Origin of the sequence: Saccharopolyspora sp. NFXS83 (assembly GCF_026241095.1) — a bacterium.
Taxonomy (GTDB): domain Bacteria; phylum Actinomycetota; class Actinomycetes; order Mycobacteriales; family Pseudonocardiaceae; genus Saccharopolyspora_C.
In genome coordinates this window covers 67,597-87,696 of sequence record NZ_JAPFGB010000004.1, presented here as the reverse complement: position 1 = coordinate 87,696, position 20,100 = coordinate 67,597, and the positions used below count along the sequence as shown (strand labels likewise).

Annotated in this window: 17 protein-coding genes; 9 read left to right on the top strand and 8 right to left on the bottom strand. The window is 70.4% G+C overall.

The window, feature by feature from the left end:
• Nucleotides 1–63: 63 nt before the first annotated feature.
• The 3 genes from OOZ19_RS05720 to OOZ19_RS05710 form a co-directional block, all read right to left on the bottom strand.
• The gene (locus OOZ19_RS05720; protein ID WP_266088937.1) at nucleotides 64–1,617 is read right to left on the bottom strand and encodes a GMC family oxidoreductase; all 1,554 of its coding nucleotides are present in this window, start codon (nucleotides 1,615–1,617) and stop codon (nucleotides 64–66) included.
• A gap of 20 nt (nucleotides 1,618–1,637) precedes the next feature.
• Entirely contained in the window at nucleotides 1,638–3,179 is a 1,542-nt protein-coding gene (locus OOZ19_RS05715; RefSeq protein ID WP_266088936.1) for an APC family permease, read from the bottom strand.
• 396 nt (nucleotides 3,180–3,575) lie between these two features.
• Nucleotides 3,576–5,066 (bottom strand): aldehyde dehydrogenase family protein, encoded by a 1,491-nt coding sequence (locus tag OOZ19_RS05710; RefSeq protein WP_266088935.1) that lies wholly within the window; start codon nucleotides 5,064–5,066, stop codon nucleotides 3,576–3,578.
• Nucleotides 5,067–5,352: 286 nt separating this feature from the next.
• Here OOZ19_RS05710 and OOZ19_RS05705 point away from each other — a divergent pair, with 286 nt between their 5' ends.
• The 3 genes from OOZ19_RS05705 (at nucleotide 5,353) to OOZ19_RS05695 (ending at nucleotide 8,759) form a co-directional block, all read left to right on the top strand.
• A complete protein-coding gene (locus OOZ19_RS05705) occupies nucleotides 5,353–5,922 on the top strand; it encodes a TetR/AcrR family transcriptional regulator (protein ID WP_266088934.1) in 570 nt (189 codons plus the stop codon).
• Nucleotides 5,923–6,246: 324 nt separating this feature from the next.
• On the top strand, nucleotides 6,247–7,212 hold the full coding sequence (locus tag OOZ19_RS05700) for a coiled-coil domain-containing protein (protein WP_266088933.1): 966 nt from the start codon (nucleotides 6,247–6,249) through the stop codon (nucleotides 7,210–7,212).
• Between the two features lie 164 nt (nucleotides 7,213–7,376).
• A complete protein-coding gene (locus tag OOZ19_RS05695; protein ID WP_266088932.1) occupies nucleotides 7,377–8,759 on the top strand; it encodes a S28 family serine protease in 1,383 nt (460 codons plus the stop codon).
• 350 nt (nucleotides 8,760–9,109) lie between these two features.
• Here OOZ19_RS05695 and OOZ19_RS05690 read toward each other — a convergent pair whose 3' ends face one another.
• Nucleotides 9,110–10,147, bottom strand: coding sequence for an acyltransferase family protein (locus tag OOZ19_RS05690; RefSeq protein ID WP_266088931.1), 1,038 nt, complete (start codon nucleotides 10,145–10,147; stop codon nucleotides 9,110–9,112).
• A 297-nt stretch (nucleotides 10,148–10,444) separates the two neighbouring features.
• Between OOZ19_RS05690 and OOZ19_RS05685 the strand changes: the two genes are divergently transcribed.
• Complete coding sequence (locus OOZ19_RS05685) at nucleotides 10,445–11,068, top strand: superoxide dismutase (protein WP_266088930.1); 624 nt, start codon at nucleotides 10,445–10,447, stop codon at nucleotides 11,066–11,068.
• A gap of 367 nt (nucleotides 11,069–11,435) precedes the next feature.
• On the opposite strand, the gene OOZ19_RS05680 is transcribed toward OOZ19_RS05685, so the two are convergent.
• Entirely contained in the window at nucleotides 11,436–12,401 is a 966-nt protein-coding gene (locus OOZ19_RS05680; RefSeq protein WP_266088929.1) for an AraC family transcriptional regulator, read from the bottom strand.
• A gap of 82 nt (nucleotides 12,402–12,483) precedes the next feature.
• On the opposite strand from OOZ19_RS05680, the gene OOZ19_RS05675 reads away from it, so the two are divergent.
• The 3 genes from OOZ19_RS05675 (at nucleotide 12,484) to OOZ19_RS05665 (ending at nucleotide 14,734) form a co-directional block, all read left to right on the top strand.
• On the top strand, nucleotides 12,484–13,320 hold the full coding sequence (locus tag OOZ19_RS05675) for an NAD(P)H-binding protein (RefSeq protein ID WP_266088928.1): 837 nt from the start codon (nucleotides 12,484–12,486) through the stop codon (nucleotides 13,318–13,320).
• A 66-nt stretch (nucleotides 13,321–13,386) separates the two neighbouring features.
• Nucleotides 13,387–13,806, top strand: coding sequence for a pyridoxamine 5'-phosphate oxidase family protein (locus tag OOZ19_RS05670; RefSeq protein ID WP_266088927.1), 420 nt, complete (start codon nucleotides 13,387–13,389; stop codon nucleotides 13,804–13,806).
• A 61-nt stretch (nucleotides 13,807–13,867) separates the two neighbouring features.
• Nucleotides 13,868–14,734 (top strand): LLM class F420-dependent oxidoreductase, encoded by an 867-nt coding sequence (locus tag OOZ19_RS05665; RefSeq protein WP_266088926.1) that lies wholly within the window; start codon nucleotides 13,868–13,870, stop codon nucleotides 14,732–14,734.
• 31 nt (nucleotides 14,735–14,765) lie between these two features.
• On the opposite strand, the gene hypE is transcribed toward OOZ19_RS05665, so the two are convergent.
• The 3 genes from hypE to OOZ19_RS05650 form a co-directional block, all read right to left on the bottom strand.
• The gene (hypE, locus tag OOZ19_RS05660) at nucleotides 14,766–15,677 is read right to left on the bottom strand and encodes a hydrogenase expression/formation protein HypE (RefSeq protein ID WP_266088925.1); all 912 of its coding nucleotides are present in this window, start codon (nucleotides 15,675–15,677) and stop codon (nucleotides 14,766–14,768) included.
• Between the two features lie 331 nt (nucleotides 15,678–16,008).
• The gene (locus tag OOZ19_RS05655) at nucleotides 16,009–16,701 is read right to left on the bottom strand and encodes a response regulator (protein WP_266088924.1); all 693 of its coding nucleotides are present in this window, start codon (nucleotides 16,699–16,701) and stop codon (nucleotides 16,009–16,011) included.
• Complete coding sequence (locus OOZ19_RS05650) at nucleotides 16,698–18,269, bottom strand: sensor histidine kinase (protein WP_266088923.1); 1,572 nt, start codon at nucleotides 18,267–18,269, stop codon at nucleotides 16,698–16,700. The genes OOZ19_RS05655 and OOZ19_RS05650 overlap by 4 nt, the downstream gene beginning before the upstream one ends.
• A gap of 308 nt (nucleotides 18,270–18,577) precedes the next feature.
• On the opposite strand from OOZ19_RS05650, the gene OOZ19_RS05645 reads away from it, so the two are divergent.
• Nucleotides 18,578–19,564 carry a Bug family tripartite tricarboxylate transporter substrate binding protein gene (locus OOZ19_RS05645; RefSeq protein WP_266088922.1) on the top strand — a complete coding sequence of 329 codons (987 nt, stop codon included), beginning with the start codon at nucleotides 18,578–18,580 and terminating at the stop codon, nucleotides 19,562–19,564.
• Nucleotides 19,561–20,076 carry a tripartite tricarboxylate transporter TctB family protein gene (locus OOZ19_RS05640; protein ID WP_266088921.1) on the top strand — a complete coding sequence of 172 codons (516 nt, stop codon included), beginning with the start codon at nucleotides 19,561–19,563 and terminating at the stop codon, nucleotides 20,074–20,076. The genes OOZ19_RS05645 and OOZ19_RS05640 overlap by 4 nt, the downstream gene beginning before the upstream one ends.
• Nucleotides 20,077–20,100: the final 24 nt, after the last annotated feature.

Below are 20,100 nucleotides of genomic sequence, written 5' to 3'. Positions count from 1 at the left end.
CGAACGCGAGGCGGCCCCTCCGGAACGGGGGCCGGAGGGGCCGTCTCACCTGCGCCGCGCGAATTACGCGGCGTTGTCCTCCTTGAGCAGGTCGGAGCACTTCTCTCCGATGGCCATGGTGGTGATGTTGGGGTTCACCGCCACCAGGAACGGCATCGCCGAAGCGTCCGCCACGCGCAAGCCCTCGACGCCCTTCACGCGCAGCCGCGCGTCCAGCGGCGCGTTCACGTCGTCGTCCGCGCCCATCGGCACCGAGGCCGCCGGGTGGTACACGGTGTTGTGCGTCTTGCGGATGTAGTCGGCGACCTCGTCGTCGGTCCGCACGTCCGGGCCGGGGTGCAGCTCGGCGCCCGCCCAGCCCTGCATCGCCTGCTGCGACACGATCTCGCGGGCCAGCTTGATGCCGTGGGTCATCACCCGGATGTCGTGTGGGTCGGTGAAGTACCGCGGGTCGACCCGCGGCTTGTCCCGGAAGTCGCGGGTGCGCAACCGGACCGTGCCGATCGAGCGGCTGCGGGTGACGTTCGGCGTCAGGCAGAAGCCGTTCTCCGTCGTCGGGTAACCCTGCCGCGCGGTGTGCATGTCGAACGGCACCGAACCGTAGTGGAACATCAGGTCCGGCCGGTTCAGGCCCGGTTCGGTGGTGGTGAAGATGCCGATCTCCCACCACTGCGTCGATTCGGTGGGCATCGGCTGCTTCGCGTCCCAGCCGATGACGCCCTCCGGGTGGTCCTGGAGGTTCGAGCCCACACCGGGGGAGTCGACGAGCACGTCCACGCCCACCTCGCGCAGGTGCTCGGCCGGGCCGATGCCGGAGAGCATCAGCAGCTTCGGCGTGTCGATGGCGCCGGTGGACAGCACCACCTCGCGCCGCGCCCGCACCGTGCGGGTGTGGATGAGGTCGGGGTCGAGGTAGTTGACGCCGGTGGCGCGCTTGCCGTCGAACACGACCTTCTTGGCGCGCACGTCGGTGCGCACCTCCAGGTTCGGGCGCTTGCCGATGATCGGGTGCAGGTAGGACACCGAGGACGACGAGCGGGTGCCGTCCTCGCGGGCGTTGATCTGGAACCAGTTCGCGCCGTGCGTGACGGTCTTGCCCGAGTTGAACTCGGTGATCGGGATGCCCGCCTGCTCGCAGGCCCGCAGCAGCGCCACCCCGGACGGGTCCTTCGGCGGTACGCTGCGCAGCGTCACGGGGCCGCTGCGACCGTGGTGATCACCGGGGCCGTCGTTGGTCTCCAGCCGCTTGTACAGCGGGAAGATGTCCTTCGCGCCCCAGCCGGTGGCGCCCATCGACTCCCACTCGTCGAGGTCCTCGGCGGGCGCCCAGAACGCGATGCACGAGTTGTGCGAGGAACAGCCGCCGAGCACGCGGGCGCGGGCGTGGCGCATGTGCGAGTTGCCCTGCTCCTGCGGCTCCACCAGGTAGTCCCAGTCGTAGCCGGATTCCAGCAGGGCCATCCAGCGGTCCAGCTCCAGGATCGCCTTGTCGCCCACATCGGACGGGCCGGCCTCCAGCAGGCACACCGTGGTGGACGGGTCCTCGGACAGTCGCGCGGCGACCGCGGCACCGGCACTGCCGCCGCCGACCACCACGTAGTCGAACTCTTCGGTCATGGTCACAACTCCGTTTCCGCTCAGGACAGGGCAGGTTTCGGGTCCTCGGTGCCTTCCGAAGCGCTCGCGGCGTGGTCGGCGAGCACGCCGATGCGGTGCCGCTGCACGAACCAGTAGTAGGCGAAGCCGCCGCCGGCGGCGACGCCGACGAACAGCACCGAGATCCACTGCAGGTACCAGTGGAACGGCGGTTCGGCGTTGTAGACCTCGTTGCGCGGCCAGGCCAGGTTCACCGTCATGCCGATGCCCCACAGCACGGCCGCGATGTTCACCGGCAAGCCCCAGCGGCCCAGCGAGAAGCGCCCCTCCTGCTTCTCCGACGACCACGTGCCGCGCAGCCGGGCCACCAGCATCGGGATCGTCACCAGCAGGTAGGAGATGTAGATCAGGATGATCGCCAGGCTGGTCACGGCCGAGAAGATCTGCGGCTGGCCGATGTTGAACACCAGCAGCGCCACCGCCAGCACGCCGATCACGATCGCCGGGATCACCGGTGTCTGGAACCGCGGGCTGACCCGCGCCAGCTTCGAACCGCCGGGCAGCGCGTTGTCGCGGGCCATCGCGAACGCGATGCGGATCGCCGCGGTGTGCACGGCCAGCACGCACACCGTGATCGCCACGAACACCACCAGCAGGAACAACCTGCCCACCAGCGGGCCGAGCGCGTCGGTGAGCACGAACTGCAACCCGTCCTCGGTCAGCTGCGGCGCGGTCAGGTCGCGGGCGGCCATCAGCGCCAGCAGGATGATCAGCCCGCCGAGCACGAACGACGCGATCAGCGACCGCAGGATCGCCTTCGGGGCGTTGCGGTGCGGGTCGATCGACTCCTCGCCCAGCGAGGACGCCGTGTCGAAGCCGTACATCACGTACGAGGAGGCGATCGCGGCGACGAGGAACGCGCCCAGGTAACCGCTGCCGCCGTAGGCCGAACCGGTGCCCTGCGTGTCCAGCACGACCTCGGGCCCGCGGTTCGCGAACACCGCCAGCACCAGGATCAGCAGCACCGCCGCGACCAGTTCGATCGCCACGCCCGCGCTGTTGATCCGGGCCATCAGCTTCACGCCGAACGCGTTGATCAGCGTGGTGAACACGATCAGCCCGGATGCCAGCAGCACCCCGTTGGCGGCTTCGGTCGTGCCCGTCCCGTCGCCGATGACCTGGAAGGCGCCCCAGATCTGCGGCAGCGTGTGCTGGTAGGCCAGCGCCGTCGCCGCGATCGACACGATCGAGGCCAGCAGCATCATCCAGCCCGCCAGCCAGGCGACGTGCTTGCCGCCGAGCCGCTTCGACCAGTTGTAGATGGACCCGGCGATCGGGTAGTGCGAGGCCAGCTCCGCGAAGCTCAACGCCACCATCAGCTGGCCGAGGAACACCATCGGCCAGGACCACCAGTAGGCGGGACCGCCGAAGGACAATCCGAAGTACGACAGCTGGAAGGTGCCGGTCAGCACCGAGATGTAGCTGATGCCCGCGGCGAACGTGTGGAACGACCCGAGGGTCCTCTTCAGCTTGTTGGTGTAGCCGAACTCGCCGAGTTCGGCGTCACCGGAGGGCGCGCTCATGCCCTAACTCCTTTCCCGCGCTCGCCGCCTCGCGGGCTGCGAGGGACGAACGACGGGTGGTTGTTGCGCAACGAAGTGGAACTGCTGGATGTCCTGCGACCCCGTGCCCGTGCAGTGGTTGGCGAAGCCCCGCCTGCCTAGCGGACGAAGGCGGTGCCTCGCGGCGAAGCCGTGCCTTGGGCGGCGAAGCAACGCCTGCCTTGCGGCGAAGCCGTGCCTGTATGCGCGTCAGCGCATAGCCCACGTCGAAAAGCCGGTCACCGGCGGGTTCTCAGTGAGCCTCTCGCGAGGACAGCTTTTTTCCTCGTGGCGGAGCCACTTGGAAAAAAGATCCCGCAGCGAGAGGCTCACTGAGGTTCCGCTACCTGGGCACCAGAGCACGACGAGCCGTGGTCTTTACCGCCCGTCGAACCACCGTGGGGGGACAGGGCGCAGGTTCTGGTGGATGTGCTTGGCCTCCTGGTACTCGCCGAGCCCGGTGGGTCCGAGCTCGCGTCCGATGCCGGACTGCTTGAATCCGCCCCATTCGGCCTGCGGCAGGTAGGGGTGGAAGTCGTTGATCCACACGGTGCCGTGGCGGAGCCGGTGCGCGACGCGCTGCGCCTTGCTCACGTCGGAGCTGAACACGGCGCCGGCCAGGCCGTAGTGGGTGTCGTTGGCGATGCGCACGGCGTCGTCCTCGTCGGTGAACCGCTCCACGGTCAGCACCGGGCCGAAGGATTCCTCGACGACCGCGTACGAGCCCTGCTCGACCTCGTCCAGCACGGTCGGCAGGTAGTAGTGCCCGGCGGCGTACTGCTCGCCCTCGGGGCGGCGGCCACCGGTGCGCAGCACGGCGCCTTCTTCGACGCACTTCTGGACGTAGGCGTCGACCTTCTCCAGGTGCGCGGCGGAGATCAGCGGTCCGGTCTCGGCGTCGGTGTCGTACGGGCCGCCGATGCGGATCTTCTCGGCGCGGCGCACGACCTCGTCGACGAACCGGTCGTGGATCTCGTCCTGCACGATCAGCCGGGCCCCGGCGGAGCAGACCTGCCCGGAGTGCAGGAACACCGCCATCAGGGCGTAGTCCACGGCGGTGTCGAAGTCGGAGTCGGCGAACACGACGTTGGGGTTCTTCCCGCCGAGCTCCAGCGCGACCTTCTTCACGGTGGCCGCCGCTGCCGCCGCCACGCGGCGCCCGGTGTGCAGGCCGCCGGTGAACGAGACCAGGTCGATGTCCGGGTGCTCGGACAGGACCGAGCCGACCTCGGGGCCGGTGCCCAGCACGAGGTTGCCGACCCCGGCGGGCAGCCCGGCCTCGGTGAGCGCGCGCATCAGCAGGATCGCGGTGCTCGGCGTGAGCTCGCTGGGCTTGAGCACGAAGGTGTCGCCCGCGGCGATGGCGGGCGCGACCTTCCACGCCACCTGCAGCAGCGGGAAGTTCCAGGGCGTGATCATCCCGCACACGCCGATGGGCTCGTAGCGCACGCGGCTGAACGAGTCGGGGGAGCCGGTGTCGATGACGCTGCCGCCGTCGGTTCCCGCGATCTTGCCGAAGTAGCGGAAGCAGCCGGCGATGTCGTCCATGTCGTATTCGCTCTCCACCAGGCGCTTGCCGGTGTCGCCGGATTCGGCGCGGGCGAATTCGTCCTTGTCCCGGACGATGATGTCGGCGACCCGCAGCAGCAGGTCACCGCGGTCCCAGGCGGAGGTGTTCGCCCAGGCGCCGTCGTCGAAGGCGCGGCGAGCGGCGAGCACCGCGCGCTCGGTGTCGGCGCGGTCACCTTCGGAGACGGTGGTGACGAGGGTGCCGTCGGCGGGGCTGTGGATTTCGCGGACGCCGCCCGCGGCGGCGGGCTGCCAGGCCCCGTCGATGAACAGCGTGCTCGGGCCTTCGGTGTTCGACATAGGTGTCCCTGCTGGTCCTTTGGTCCGTTCGGGTCTGAGTGCGGCGCGTGGTCGCGCGGGCGGCCGGTGCGGGCGCGGGCCGATCGAGTCGAATCGCTCTCGGTCAGGGCGCGGCGGGCCTGGCTGCGTTGCCGACGGACACTAACACCGGCTGTGTACATCTGTACATCAACAGCGCGTTCGAGGTGTCCGGTGGTTGTCGGCTCAGGTCCTTGACCAGTACCGACGCGACCAGGGTGACATGGCCCGCAACGCTGCGCGGAGCACGCATGGCAGGCTTGAGGGCATGTCGACGACGGAGTCCGCGACCCGCCGCAAGGATCCGGCGAGGAAGGAGCGCATCGCCCGCGCCGCGATCGCCGTCGTCGCCGAGCGCGGTATCGAGAAGCTCACGCACCGTGCCGTCGCCGCCGCGGCCGACGTGCCGCTGGGCTCCACGACCTACTACTTCCGCACCCTCGACGACCTGCTGGCCGAAGCGCTGCGGCAATCCGCGCAGGACGACGTCGCCGAACTGCGCGCCTGGGCCGCCGCGATCGACGCCGGCGCCGAGCTGGCGACCGCCCTCGGGGACCTGGTGCTGCGCTACCTCGGTCCGGAACGCACCCGGACGGTCGTGCAGCACGAGCTCTACATCGCGGCACTGCACCGCCCGGCCCTCGCGCACGTCAGCACCGAATGGGACGCGGCACTGGTCGAGCTGTTCACTTTCTATACCGATCCCGTTACCGGAAGGGCACTTTCGGCGGTTTTCTGCGGGCTGCTGCTGCAGGGCATCGTCCGCGAGTCGGTGCCGAGTCGAGACGAAATCGAAACCACTTTCCGGCGAGTGCTGCTTCCGGTCGGAAATCGCTGATGCAGCAACGTTTTTCGACTCCTGAGCAGAGGCGTCGCACGCGGATCTCCCATCGATTTCGGAAAACCGATCAGTTGATCTTATGAGCGCCGCGGGTGAACAATGGTCCGCAGCGATCCGTTTCACCGTCGCCCGCCGGGTGACCGGGCAGGCAATGTCGTCTCAGCAGTGTCGTCGCGCCAATGTCCGGGTGCTGCCAGGTTCCTACTGGCGGAGCACGTCGTCGGGTGATTCACCGGTGTACAACGGACATTGCCGCGTCGGGGCGTGGCTCGCTCCCAGCAGGACAACTGATGATCAACACATTCTCAGTGGGGTGAGACCGTGGGCTACCACAACGAAGATCGTGAACTGGTGCCGCTGAAGTCCGATTTCGACACCGTCTGGTACGGCTATCGCCGCTCCCAGGTGCGTTTTTACATCCAGCAGACCGATGCCGAAGTGCGGATGCTCACCGAAGATCGGGACGCCGCGCTCAGCCAGGTCAGCGACCTGTCCGCGCAGCTCGACCAGGCGCGGTCGGAGATCGAGGCAATGCGCGCCCAGTTCGACGAGGTGTGCCGCACGCCCGTCGAGGAGGCCGGCCTGTCCGACCGGCTGCGCCGGATGGTGCGGCTGGCCCACGACGAGGCCGAGGAGATCGTCTCCTCCGCGCAGGCCGCCGCCGAGCACGAGTGGGCCCGCGCGGAGCAGTCCGCCGCCGAGCTGCGCGCCCGCTACGAGAACCTCGTGGCCGAGGCCGACCAGTGGCGCAGGCAGTCCGAAACGCAGCGCAACGAGGCGCTCGCCGAGACCCGGCGCGACATCCAGCGCATGGCGCGGGAAGCCGAGGCGCACCGGCGCAAGCTCGACCACGACGCCGAAGCGCGGCGCACCCAGGTGGAGAACGACTTCGAGATCTCCATGGCGGCCCGCCGCGACGAGGCCAACCGGGTGCAGGCCGAGCGCGAGCAGCGCAGCCGGGACGAGGCGCGCCGCCGCGTCCTGGAGGCGACCGCCGAGGCCGAGCGCCGCATCCGGCGGGCCGACGAGCACTCCGACGCGATGCTGCGGATGCGCCAGGACCTGGCGAAGCGGGTGCGCACCGCGCAGCAGATCATGAGCGACGCGGAGCCGTTCCTCAGCGACGTCGAAGCCGGGACGATGACCGAATCCTCCGATTCGTACGCGGCGGGCGTCGTGCACGGCGGCCTGCTCGACAACGACCCGGACGTCGAGGTCCCCCGCCAGCGCACCAAGCCGGCCACCGCCGAGGCGGAGAGCGCGGTCGCGGAGGCCGTCACCGGCTGACCGGCGGCCCGAGCAAGGCCCGGAAACGCCATCCGGGGTGAGCGGACCCGACGAACGGTCCAGCTCACCCCGGGTGCAGCCGCCCCCGCTCCACCCGCGGGCTACCACGACGGTGCGATCGGCATTAGGTTGGTCGCTGCCGGTGATCAGCGGGAGGGGCGCGGATGCGGATTCGAGGTTGGCTGGCGGTTCTGGCTGCGGGATGCCTGCTGTTCACGGGTGTTCCGGTCGCCGGCGCGCAGACCCCGTCCGACGAGGTGCGTTCCCGGCTCGACGCCGTGCCCGGCCTGACGGTGCTCGGTGAGCGCCCGACGGAACCCGGCTTCCGGCTGTTCGACCTCACCTACGCCCAGCCCACCGATCACCGCGATCCGGCGGCGGGCGGGTTCCAGCAGCGCCTCACCCTGCTGCACCGGGACTTCGAGCGGCCCACGGTCCTCTACACCACCGGCTACAACCTGCCTGCGCAGGCGAGTCGCACTGAGCCGACCCGGCTGCTCGACGGCAACCAAGTGGCGATGGAGCACCGCTTCTTCACCCCGTCCCGCCCCGACCAGCCGGACTGGACGGACCTGAACATCTGGCAGGCCGCCACCGACGAGCACCGCGTCATCGAGGCGTTGCGCGCGGTCTACGCGGACCGCTGGGTCACCACCGGCGCCAGCAAGGGCGGCATGACCGCCGTCTACCACCGCCGGTTCTACCCGCGCGACGTCGACGCGACCGTGGCCTACGTCGCGCCGAACGACATCGTCAACGAGCGGGACCGCTACGACGAGTTCCTCGCGACCGTCGGCGACGAGTCCTGCCGCGCGGCGCTGACGGCCGTGCAGCGGGACGCGCTGACGCGGCGCACCGAGCTGCGGGACCGGTTCGCCGCCTACGCGGCGGCAGAAGGACTGACCTTCGACCGCATCATCGGCGACGTGGACCGGGCGCTGGAAGCCGTGGTCGTGGACGCGCCGTTCGCGTTCTGGCAGTACCGGGGGCCGCAGGACTGCGGGCGGATCCCGGCGCCCGGCGCGAGCCTCGACGACCTGTGGGCCTTCTTCGACGAGACCGTGCAGTTCTCCTCGTACGCGGACCAGGGCCTCGACCCGTACGTGCCGTACTACTACCAGGCGGGCACCCAGCTGGGCTGGCCCGGCGTGTCCGACGAGCCGCTGGCCGACCTGCTGCACCACCGCTCCATCGGCGAACCGCGCAACTTCGTCCCGCGCGAGATCGACATGAAGTTCCGGCCGGGCGCGATGGCCGACGTAGCCGCGTGGGTCGCCTCGCAGGGCTCGCAGCTGATGTTCGTCAACGGCTCGGCCGACCCGTGGAGCGCGGAACCGTTCCGCCTCGGTCCGGGCAGCCGGGACTCGTACGACTACCTGGTGCCGGGCGGCAACCACGGATCCAAGATCGAGGACCTGCCCGCCGCGGAACGCACCGAGGCCGAGACGACGCTGCGCCGCTGGGCAGGCGTGGAACAGGCCCCGGCCCGGCTCACGACGTCCCTGGACCGCGACGACCTGCTCCGCACCCCACCTCGCATCCCCTGAGTCGAGCAGCGGATCAAGTTCGGGCTCGTTTTGCTTGGGTGTCCGGGTGGCGGAACCTCAGCTGTCTTCTCGCTGCGGGATCTTTTTCCCTCGTGGCTCCGCCACGAGGGAAAAAGCTGTCCTCGCGAGAAGACAGCTGAGAACCCGCGGGTGAGCGGCTTTTCGACGTGGGCTATGCGCTTCGCGCATCCAGGCACGGCCTTCGGCCGCAAGGCAAGCATGGCATCGCCGCCCACTGCACGGCTTCGCCGCTAGGCAGGCGTGGGCTTCGCTGCCTACTGCACGGCTTCGCCGCTAGGCACGGCCTTCGGGCGCGAGCGGGCTTCGCTTCGCTCGTCCTTGCGCAGCCCTCAAGCAGCCCGCCGCGAGATGTAGCGGTCATAAGTGGTCATCAGCATCCGGTGCGCCGGGCGTTCCACGAGCTTCGTCAGCGCCCAGCCCAGCAGCACCCCGTTCACCAGGAACGCCGCGGTCTGCAACGTCGGCCCCACCCCGAGGTCCTGCAGCAGGCGCGAGACCACGTAGCCGAGGGTCTGGTGCATCAGGAACACGCCGTAGGAGATGCCCGCGAACCACTGGATCGGACGCCTGGCCCACTGCGGGATGACCCGGTTCCAGTCCGGGCCGCGCGCGGTCAGCGCGACGACGATCATCCCCACGCACACCGCGACCGTCGAGCCCCAGTCCGCGACCAGGCCCTCCGGGGTCTCCGCGTAGTTGTGCAGCGCCTGGCCGAGCATGCAGGCCGACAGCATCAACGCGAAGTGCGGCGTCCCGATGCGCTTGGTCGACCACAGCCAGATCGCCACGCCCACCACGAACAGGTGCCAGCGGTGCATGCCGATGCCGTCCACCACGGTCCGGTACCACTCCGGCGGCTGGGTGACGCGCAGCGGCCACTGCGCCGCCGGGACCAGCACCGCGACCCACAGCACCAGCAGGATGCGGCGGCCGTGGCCGTAGCGGCTCGCGTACAGCATCGCCGCCGCGCTGAAGCCCATCAGCTGCAGCGGCACCGTCCAGTGCGAGCCGTCGATGTAGAAGTACTCCGAGGGCCGCCAGTTCCACAGCATGAACAGGTTCGCGGCCAGGTCGGAGCCGGTCGGCGCGAACCAGCCTTCGATCGGCAGCAACCGGATGCCCAGGTAGATCACCACGACCGCGGCCAGGAACGGCGGCAGCAGCCGCGCTATGCGACCCCACCAGTACCGCAGCAGGGTCCCCCTGCCGATGGTCACGCACGCGAAGTACGCGGAGATCACCAGCAGCAGGCTCGCGCCGACTTGGTACGGGAAGACGAAGTTCCGCGGGATCAGCTCGGGATGGAGGTAGACGCTCAAGAACGTCGCGTGGTAGAGCATCACCAGCCCCACGCACCCCGCACGCACGACATCCCAGCTGATCTTGCGATTGCTCCCCGTGCCCGAGCGAGCTCGTGCGGGCGCAGCGGTTCTTTCAGGCACGGCGTTACGTTACCAATAGCCGTTTTCGCGGTTGTGACCCAACCGCAGGACTCACGCCATCCATTGGAGTGATCAAGGCCATGCATGGTGCGGTGTTGACCTCTACCGCACTCGAAGTCCGAGGCTGTTGGAGCCGCGAACCATTCCCCTGATCGGGTGAACCGTGGCTGACGGTGAACAGAGCATCCAGGCGTGTCCGAGAGCACGCCGGACGGGAGACCAATGGCTCAGTACGTGCTGCCCGAGTTGGATTACGACTACGCGGCGCTGGAGCCCGCGATCTCGGGTGAGATCAACGAGCTGCACCACAGCAAGCACCACGCGACTTACGTGAAGGGCGCCAACGACACGGTCGAGAAGATCGCGGAGGCGCGGGACAAGGGCGACTTCGGGTCGATCGTGGGGTTGGAGACGACTCTGGCGTTCAACCTGGCGGGGCACTCGCTGCACTTGGTGTGGTGGAAGATCCTCTCGCCGAACGGGGGCGACAAGCCGACCGGTGAGCTGGCGGCGGCGATCGATCAGGACTTCGGTTCGTTCGACAAGTTCCGCGCTCAGATGGAGGCGGTGTCGACCACGATCCAGGGCAACGGCTGGGGCGTGCTGGCGTGGGACCCGGTGGGGCAGCGGTTGATCACGCAGCAGCTGCGCGACCACCACTCGAACCTGTCGATCGCCACGACGCCGCTGCTGGTGTTCGACATCTGGGAGCACGCGTACTACCTGCAGTACAAGAACGTGAAGGCGGACTACGTCAAGCAGCTGTGGAACGTCGTGAACTGGGACGAGGTCGGCAAGCGCTTCGCCGACGCTCGCGCGGGGTACAACGGCCTGCGCCTGCCTTGAGGGGCTGGGCTCGTCTTTCTCGGGTGTCCGGGTAGCGGAACCTCAGCGTCCTTCTCGCTGCGGGATCTTTTTCCCGAGTGGCTCCGGCCACTAGGGAAAAAGCTGTCCTCGCGAGAAGGACGCTGAGAACCCGCCGGTGAGCGAGTTCTCGACGTGGGCTATGCGCTGGCGCGCATACAGGCACGGCTTCGCCGCAAGGCAGGCACGGCTTCGCCGCCCACTGCACGGCTTCGCCGCAAGGCAGGCACGGCTTCGCCGCCCACTGCACGGCTTCGCCGCAAAGGCACGGCCTTCGGCCGCACAGCAGGCGGGCTTCGCCGTGAGGCACGGCTTCGCTGCTGGGGATTGGGGTGGTCGGCTTCGGGGTTCAGGTGGTGGGGGTGGGACGGGTGTTGGACAGAGTTGTCGTGGTGCGGCGGAAGTTGCTGGGGTTCGTGCCTCTGACCCGTTTGAACGCGGCGCTGAAGCCGAAGGGGTCGGAGTAGCCGACCGTGCGGGCGACGTCCGCGATGGTCGTGGACTCCTGCTCGACCAGGAGGTCCGCGGCGAGCGTCATGCGCCAGCGGGTCAGGTAGGTCAGCGGCGGTTCGCCGACCTGGTCGGCGAACCGCTTGGCCAGCGTCGAACGCGACACCCCGGTGCGGTCGGCGAGCGCGCCCACCGTCCACGGCGCCGCCGGTTCGGCGTGCAGCAGGCGCAGCGCGTCGCCGACCACCGGGTCGCGCTGGGCCGCCCACCACGCCGGGGGTGCGCCGCCGGGGCGGTCGAACCACTCCCGCAACGTGCACACCAGCATCCAGTCGAGCAGCCGGTCGAGCACCACCTGCTGGCCCGGCGCGTCGACGGCGACCTCGGCGCCGAGGTGCTCCAGCACGGGATCGGCCGTGCCACCGGCGTCGACCCGCAGCACGACGGGCAGCGCGTCGAGCAGGCGGCGGCTGAGCTCGCCGCGCACGGGGTAGGCGCCGACGATCAAGGTCGTGGCGCCCTCGCCGGAACCCTCGCCGGGGTCGTTCCAGCCGAGCCGGTGCCGGGCCCCGCCCTGCTCGGGCGTCGCGCAGCCCTCGCTGCATTCGAGCGGTTCCGCGGCGGTGCCGACCTCGTCCACGAAGGTGAACGTGGCGGGCCCGCGCACGACGATCGTGTCGCCGGCGCGCAGCGGTTCCGGCTCCTGGCCTTCCGCCACGATCCAGCCCGCCCCGGTGAGCACGGTGCACAGGGTCAGCGGCGCACCGTCCACGAAGTGCAGCGACCACGGCGGGGTCAGGGTCGAGCTGCCGAACAGCGAGCCGTGGGCTCGTACTCCGCGGATCAGGTCACTGAAGGCGTCCACCTCGCCGAGGTTAGACGAACGCGCAGGCGATCCGGCTTCTCACCTATGGGATTGTCCGAGCCGGCGGAGTTGACTCGACGCCATGAACAACGACACCACTCTCGTCCTCGGCGCGACCGGCAAGACGGGCCGCCGGGTCCTCGCCCGGTGGCGGCTGCGCGGCACGCCGGTGCGGGCGGCCTCCCGGTCGAGCGAAACCCGGTTCGACTGGTCCGATCCCGGCACCTGGGACGCCGCCTTGGCGGGCGTCGGCGCCGTCTACGTGGTGGCGCCGACCGTGCCCGGCCCGGTGCACGAGTTCGCGGCCCGCGCCGAAGCCGCCGGGGTGCAGCGGCTGGTGCTGCTGTCCGGCCGCGGCGCCGATACCTGGGGCGATTCCCCGTTCGGGCTGGACATGCGTTCGGCCGAGGACGCGGTTCGCGGTTCGGCGCTGGAGTGGACCGTCCTGCGGGCGTCGAACTTCGCGCAGAACTTCGACGAGGAGGTCTTCCACGCCCCGCTGCTCGCCGGGGAGCTGGCGACCCCGGCGGACGCGGTCCCCGAGCCGTTCGTGGACGTCGACGACGTCGCCGACGCCGCGGTCGCGGTGCTGAGCGAGCCGGGCCGGCACGCCGGGCGGATCTACGAGCTCACCGGACCGCGCCCGATCACCTTCCGCGAGGCCGTCGAGCTGATCTCGCAGGTGTCCGGCCGATCGCTCACCTACCGGACGATCTCCCCGGACGCGTACGCCGCGACGCTGGTCGACGACGGGTTGGGGGAGGCCGACGCCCAGCACGTCGCCGAGATGTTCGTGATGATGGACCGCGGGCTGCTCGCCGCGACGACGCCGGACCTCGCAGCCCTGCTGGGCCGGGCGCCCCGGACCTTCGAGGACTACGTCGTGCGGGCCGCGGCGGCGGGAGCCTGGGGGAGGTGAGCGCCAAGAGCCCGACGACTCGACCGCAGGACACCCGTTTTCCCAACGACTAGCGGAAAGGCCGCGATGAGCACCTCGTTGACCGCAGCAGACCTCGAATTCCTCCGACGCCCCCTGCACGGATTCCTGACCGCAGCCGCCGGGCCGCTCCCGCCGCAACCCCGGCCCGTGTGGTTCGAGGTCACCGACGACGGCACGATCCAGCTGTTCACCGCGCCGGACGCGCTCAAAGTGCGGCGCCTGCGCGACGATCCCCGCGCCTCGATCGTCGTCGCCGCCCCGACGGGTGAACGCGAGCACTGGGTGTCGGTCGCGGGCCGCACCACGGTGGAAACCGACGGAGCGGGCGACCTGTGCGCCCGCCTCGGCGCTCGTTACTGGGACCTCGACGACCCGGCCCGCGCCCAGGAACTCGCGGGAATGCTGGACGAGGACTGGCTCCGCATCGTCCTCCACCCGGAGGCCGTGCGCCGCTTCGAGGGCTGAGGGAACAGCGGGCTCGTGCCGTGGGTTGGGTTGTGTGAGGGATGCACGACGAGGGAGCGGTATGGCGATCGAGATCGGGCGGTTCGGGTTGTGGACCGGGTCGCGCAGCTGGGACGGCGACGACGCCGAGCACCGGGAGGCGCTGGCCGAGATCGACGAACTCGGCTACGGGGCGTTGTGGCTCGGGATGGCGCCGGGTGATCTGCGGCAGGTGCAGGCCCTGCTGGGCGCGACGAAGAAGCTGGTCGTGGCCACCGGGATCGTCAACGTCTGGGAGCACGAAGCCGCTGATCTCGCCGCCGCCTACCAGCGGGTCGACCGGGTGCATCCGGGGCGTGCGCTGGTCGGCATCGGGCCCAGCCACGCGCCGATCGTGGAGAAGTCGGGGCAGGCCTACGACAAGCCGTTCAGCAAGCTGCGGTCCTACGTGGACGAACTCGACGCCGCCGACGATCCGCTGCCGCCGCAGGCGCGGGTGCTGGCCGCGCTCGGTCCGCGGGCGCTCGCGCTGGCGGGGGAGAAGGCGGCCGGTGCGCACCCGTACCTCACGACGCCTGAGCACACCGCGTTCGCGCGCGAAGTCCTCGGTGATGGGCCGCTGCTCGCGCCGGAGCAGAAGGTGGTGCTGGAGACCGATCCGGCGCGGGCGCGCGAGATCGCCCGCAGCAGGACCGCGCCGTACCTGGGGCTGCCGAACTACGTGAACAACCTGCGGCGCTTCGGCTTCACCGATGCGGACTTCGCCGACGGTGGCAGCGACCGGCTCATCGACGCCCTGGTCGTGCGCGGTGACGTGGACGCCGTCGCCGACCGGGTGCGGGCCCACCGCGAAGCGGGCGCCGACCACGTGTGCCTGCAGGTGCTCGACAGCGGGAGCGCACTGCCGCGCGAGCAGTGGCGCGAGCTGGCTCCGGCGTTGCGGGGCTGAACCTCCCCGGTCGAGGTGGGGTGGTCGGCGCTCACCCCACCTCGATCCGGCCGATGATCGCGGCGCGCTCGCCGAGCGGGTGCGCCCGCATCGCGGCCAGCGCGACGTCGGCCTGCGCGGCATCGACCACCGCGACCGCGCGGCCCTCGCAGGCCACGCGCAGCGGGTCGATGTCGAGCAGTTCCGCGGCGGCGCGCACCCGAGCGCGAACCGGCACCGCGTCCTCGTCCAGCGCCACCGCCACTCCGGAGGCGCGGGAGATCTCGTCGAGCACCGCGGCGATCCCGCCCCGCGTCGCGTTGCGCAGCACGCGGACGCCGGGGGCCGCCGCCAGCACCTCGTGCAGGAGACCGTGCAGCGCGGCGGTGTCGGAGACGTGGCCGGCCACCTGCGAGTCCTGGCGGAGCAGCACCGCGATCCCGTGGTCCCCGACCGGTCCGGTCACGAGCACCGCGTCCCCCGGCCTCGCGCGCGACGCGCCCAGCCTGCGCGCGCCGGTGAACGTGCCGACGCCGGTGGTGTCGATCCGGCAGCCGTCGACCTCGCCCCGCGCCACGACCGCACCGCCACCGCTGGTGATCCGCACTCCGGCGCCCGTCGCGGCGGCGCCCATCGACCGCGCCACCCGCCGCAGGCCGCCGATGGTGAAACCGTCTTCGACCACGAGCCGCGCCACCAGGTGCCGGGGGACGGCGCCGGAGGCGGCGAGGTCGTTCACGGTGCCGTTGACGGCGAGGTCGCCGAGGTCGCCGCCGGGGAAGAACAACGGCGACGCGGCGAACGAGTCGGTGGTCATCGCGATGCGGCCGTCCAGCGGCGCGAGGTCGACCCCGCCGGTGAGTTCGGCCGGGAACTCCTCCAAGACCACCGACTCGACGAACTCCCGCCCGTCTGGGACCGGTGCTCGTTCTTCCACGCCGCACGGCGGATTCTCGGTGTTCACGCCGACCGTCCTCCTTCGCTCGTCCCCGGCCGTGCCCGTCACGACCCGCGCGCATCCGGGGCCGAGCACCGGGCGAGCCCGTCCCGCGAGGACGGGGAGTCCACTGTGGTCACTCCGCGGGATCGAGATGATCTCACGGAACCTGCCGCCCGCGGAGCCGTGCACGCCCCGCCTCGGTGATCCGGAAGGTGCGCGCTGCCAGCCTCTGGCCACACCCCGGCACCCACAAATCGAGGCATCGACGGCCGCCTGAAAGAGGGACCGTCGCGCCGTCGCGCGGGGTTTCGACATCGGTGTTTCCGTTCCTGCGACGAGGAAAGGCGCAGAACGATCACGCGGACCAGCGGTAGCGGCGTTCCGGGCGGCCGGTGCCGCCGTAGCGCAGCCGGACCTCCGCGCGGCCGATGTCGACGAAGTGCTCCAGGTACTTGCGCGCCGAGACCCGCGACAGCTCCGCGAGCCCGGCGCACTCGGTGGCCGACAGGTCCTCGCCGCTCGCCGCGGCCTCGCGCAGCACCCGTTCCACCACGACCGCCGTCTCGCTCGCCACGCCCTTCGGCGTCGCCGCCGGACGCCCCGGGGTGCCGAAGAGCCGGTCGATGTCCTGTTGCGCGGCGGGGGAATCGCCGGGGAGTTCGCTGAGCCGGTCGTGCAACGCGCGGAAGTGCTCCAGCTGCTCGCGCAGCGCGTCGAAGCTGAACGGCTTGATCAGGTAGTGCACCGCGCCGCCGCGCACCGCGCCGCGCACCGTGTCCAGGTCGTGGGCGGCGCTGATGACCAGCACGTCCGGCTCCGCGGACGGCCGAGCTCCGGTGCGCATCGAGCGCAGCACGGTGAGCCCGTCCATGTCCGGCAGGTAGATGTCCAGCAGCACCAGCTCGGGGCGCAGTTCCTCCACCGCCCGCAGCGCGTCGGCACCGGAGTGCGCGACGCCGACGACCTCGAACCCCTCGACCCGGCCCACGTAACCGCTGTGGATCTTGGCGACCATGAAGTCGTCGTCCACCACCAGGACCTTGATCACGCGGGCACCTCCGCATCCACCGGCAGCCGCGCGGTGAACACGGCGCCGCGCTCGTTGCGCACCTGCACCGAACCGCCTCGGCGGTGGCAGATCTGCCTGGTCAGCGCCAGGCCAAGGCCGCGTTCCCCGTCGCGGGCCGCCTTGGTGCTGAACCCGTGCCGGAAGACCTCCTCCACGATCTCCGGCGCCACCCCGGGGCCGGAGTCGCGCACCACCAGCGTCACCACGTCGCCCGCGTGCCGGATGTCGACCTCGATCAGGTTGTCCGCGGACGCCCCCTCGACCGCGTCCAGCGCGTTGTCCACCAGGTTGCCCAGCACCGTCGTCACGTCGGCCGACGACTGCTCGTCGACCTCGCCGAGCGCGCTGCCGTCGCTGAGCCGCAGGCCCACGCCGCGTTCCGCGGCCAGGCTCGCCTTCGCGACCAGCAGCGCCGCCGTCGCCGGGTCGGCGATGCGCGCCGCGACCTCCGACTGCCACTGCCCCCGGGTGTGGCTGACGCGGTCGACGAACCGCGCCAGCTCGTCGAACTCGCCGAGTTCGATGAGCCCGGAAATGGTGTGCAGCCGATTGCTGAACTCGTGCGCCTGCGCCCGCAACGTGTCGGTGGTGGCGCGGTGCGCGGCCAATTCCTGCTGCAGGTCGACGAGTTCGGTGCGGTCCCGCATGGTGACGACCGCGCCGACCGTGGAGATCGGCATCCGGTTCAGCACCACCACCCGCCCCCGGCGCAGCACGATCTGGTCGACGCCGCCGGTGCGGCCAGTGAGCACGTCGCGCGCCCGATCGTTGAGGTCCAGCTCGTCGATGTCCCGGCCCACGCAGTCCGCGGGCAGCGAGAGCAGGTCCCTGGCCTGGTCGTTGACCACGGTGATGCGGTTCTGCTGGTCGACCCCGAGCACGCCTTCGCGGATGCCGTGCAGCATCGCCTCCCGGTGCTCCACCAGGCGCGTGATCTCCTGCGGTTCCAGCCCCAGCGTCTGGTGCTTGACCCGCCGAGCCAGCAGGATCGACCCGGCCACGGCGAGGAACGTCGCGAACGCCAGCAGCATCAGCGGATCACCGGGAGCCCGCCGCACACCGGCGAAGAAGTCCGGGGTCTCCCGTCCCGCCGCGACCACGCCGACGATGCGCACGCCCGAGCCGATCACCGGCACGTGCGCCACCAGGGACTCGGTGCCGTCGGCGTCGCGCACCTGACCCACCCAGGCCCGGCCGTCGAGCACGGTGCTCGCTCCCAGCGGCAGCAGCTGACCGCGCTGGCCGGGATCGGGCGAGGTCAGCACCACGCCCCGCGCATCGGTGATGAGCACCTCGTCGGCTCCGGAGAGGCTGCGGGCGCTCTCGGCGAAGATCGGCAACGCGTCCCGGTCGATGGGGTCCTGCAGGTTCGACCGGACTCCGTCGGTCGCGGCGAGGTCCTCGGCGACCGACAGCATCCGCCTGCCCTCGGTGGCGCGGAACGAGGCGTTGGACTGCGACACGGAGAACACCGCGATCGAGGCCAGCAACACCAGGATGATCGCCAGCTGCCAGCCCAGCAGCTGCCGTGAGAGCGGCCCCCGCATGTCCCACCTCCCTCGCGGCATCGCAGGTGCACAGACGCTAACCCGCTGACCTGCGCAACCGTAAGGAGTCCCCGCAGGACGCATTGCGTAGCCGACCGGACACCCGAGGTGAAACCAAAGTGATCTTCTGATCCGCGTTTTGTCAGCGGCGAAACCGCTGAGGGTCAGACCCGGACACCTAGGCCGGCCCTCGTCCGTCTGACACAAGGAACAAAAGCATCGTTACGTTCGCAAGGAGGACAACGCGGAGTCCGTTGTGCAGCATGATCCGGGTCACGTTCCCACCACAACGGAGAGGCGGGATCCCCGTGCGCCTACGCAGCGCGCTGTCCGTGGTCGCGTCCTTGCTGCTCGTGCTGCTGGTGCCGCCCTTGGTGAGCACCGGCTCCGGCGGCGAGACCGAACAGCAGATCCGCGGGCTGCGGATGCTCGTGCCGAATTCGCCCGGCGGCGGCTACGACATCACCGCCCGCACCGCCGTGAAGGCGATGGAAGACGCGAAGCTCAACGGCAACGTCGAGGTGTTCAACCTGCCCGGAGCGGGCGGCACCGTCGGTCTCGGCCGGGTCGTCAACGAGCGCGGCAACGGCAAGCTCGCCATGTCCATGGGGCTCGGCGTGGTCGGCAGCGTCTACACGAACCACTCGCCGGTGTCCTTGCAGGACACCACGCCGGTCGCGAAGCTCGTCGAAGAGCCCAACGTGGTCGTCGTCGCGAAGGACTCCCCGTACCAGAACTTCGACCAGCTGGTCGCGGACTGGAAGCGCGACCCCGGCCAGACCCCGGTCGGCGGCGGATCCTCGCCCGGCGGGCCGGACCACCTGGCGCCGATGCTCATGGCCAAGGCCATCGGACTGAGCCCCAAGCAGGTCAACTACGTCCCGTTCGACGGCGGTGGCGAACTGCTGGCCTCCGTGCTCGGCGGCAAGGTCGACTTCGGTGTCTCCGGCATCGGCGAGTACCGCGACCAGATTGAGGCGGGTGAGCTGCGGGTCCTCGCCGTCACCGGGCCGGAACGGCTGCCCGGAGTGGACGCGCCGACGCTCACCGAGGCCGGGGTGGACGTGCGGTTCACCAACTGGCGCGGCGTCGTCGCCCCGCCCGGCATGTCCGAGACCGACCGCGCCAAGCTCGTCGACCTGTTCACCCGCCTCAACTCCTCGCCGGAGTGGCAGGAGGCGATGCTGCGCAACGGCTGGACCCCGGCGTTCCAGCCCGGCCCTGCCTTCGGTGAATTCCTGCAACAGGAGAGCGACCGGGTCGTCTCGGTGCTCGGGGAGTTGGGACTGGCATGAACACCAACGGAGTTTCCCGGCGGCAGTGGCTGCGGGAGCATTCCGAACTCGGCATCTGCGTGCTGCTGGCCGCGCTCGGAGTGGTCGTCCTCGTCGACGCCGCCACCATCGCCACCGACTTCACGCAGCGCGGCCCGGTCGGCCCGAAGACGGTGCCGCTCATCGTCGGCGCGCTGCTGCTGGTCGTGTCCGCGCTGCTGGTCCGCGACGTGCTGCGCGGCGGTCGCGGCCAGGCCGAGGCGGGCGAGGACGTCGACCTGGACGCGCCCAGCGACTGGCGCACCGTGCTGCTGCTGACCGGGGCGTTCCTCGCGAACGCCGTCCTGATCAACATCATCGGTTTCCCGCTGTCCGGGATGATCCTGTTCTGGGGCTCGGCCTACGCGCTGGGCAGCCGCAATCCCGTGCGCGACCCGCTGATCTCCGCGGTCCTGTCCGTCGGCACGTATGTCGTGTTCAACCACTTGCTCGGTGTGCCCCTGCCCGGCGGACCGCTGATGGGGGTGTTGTGACGTGGAATCCTCGTTCGACCTGTT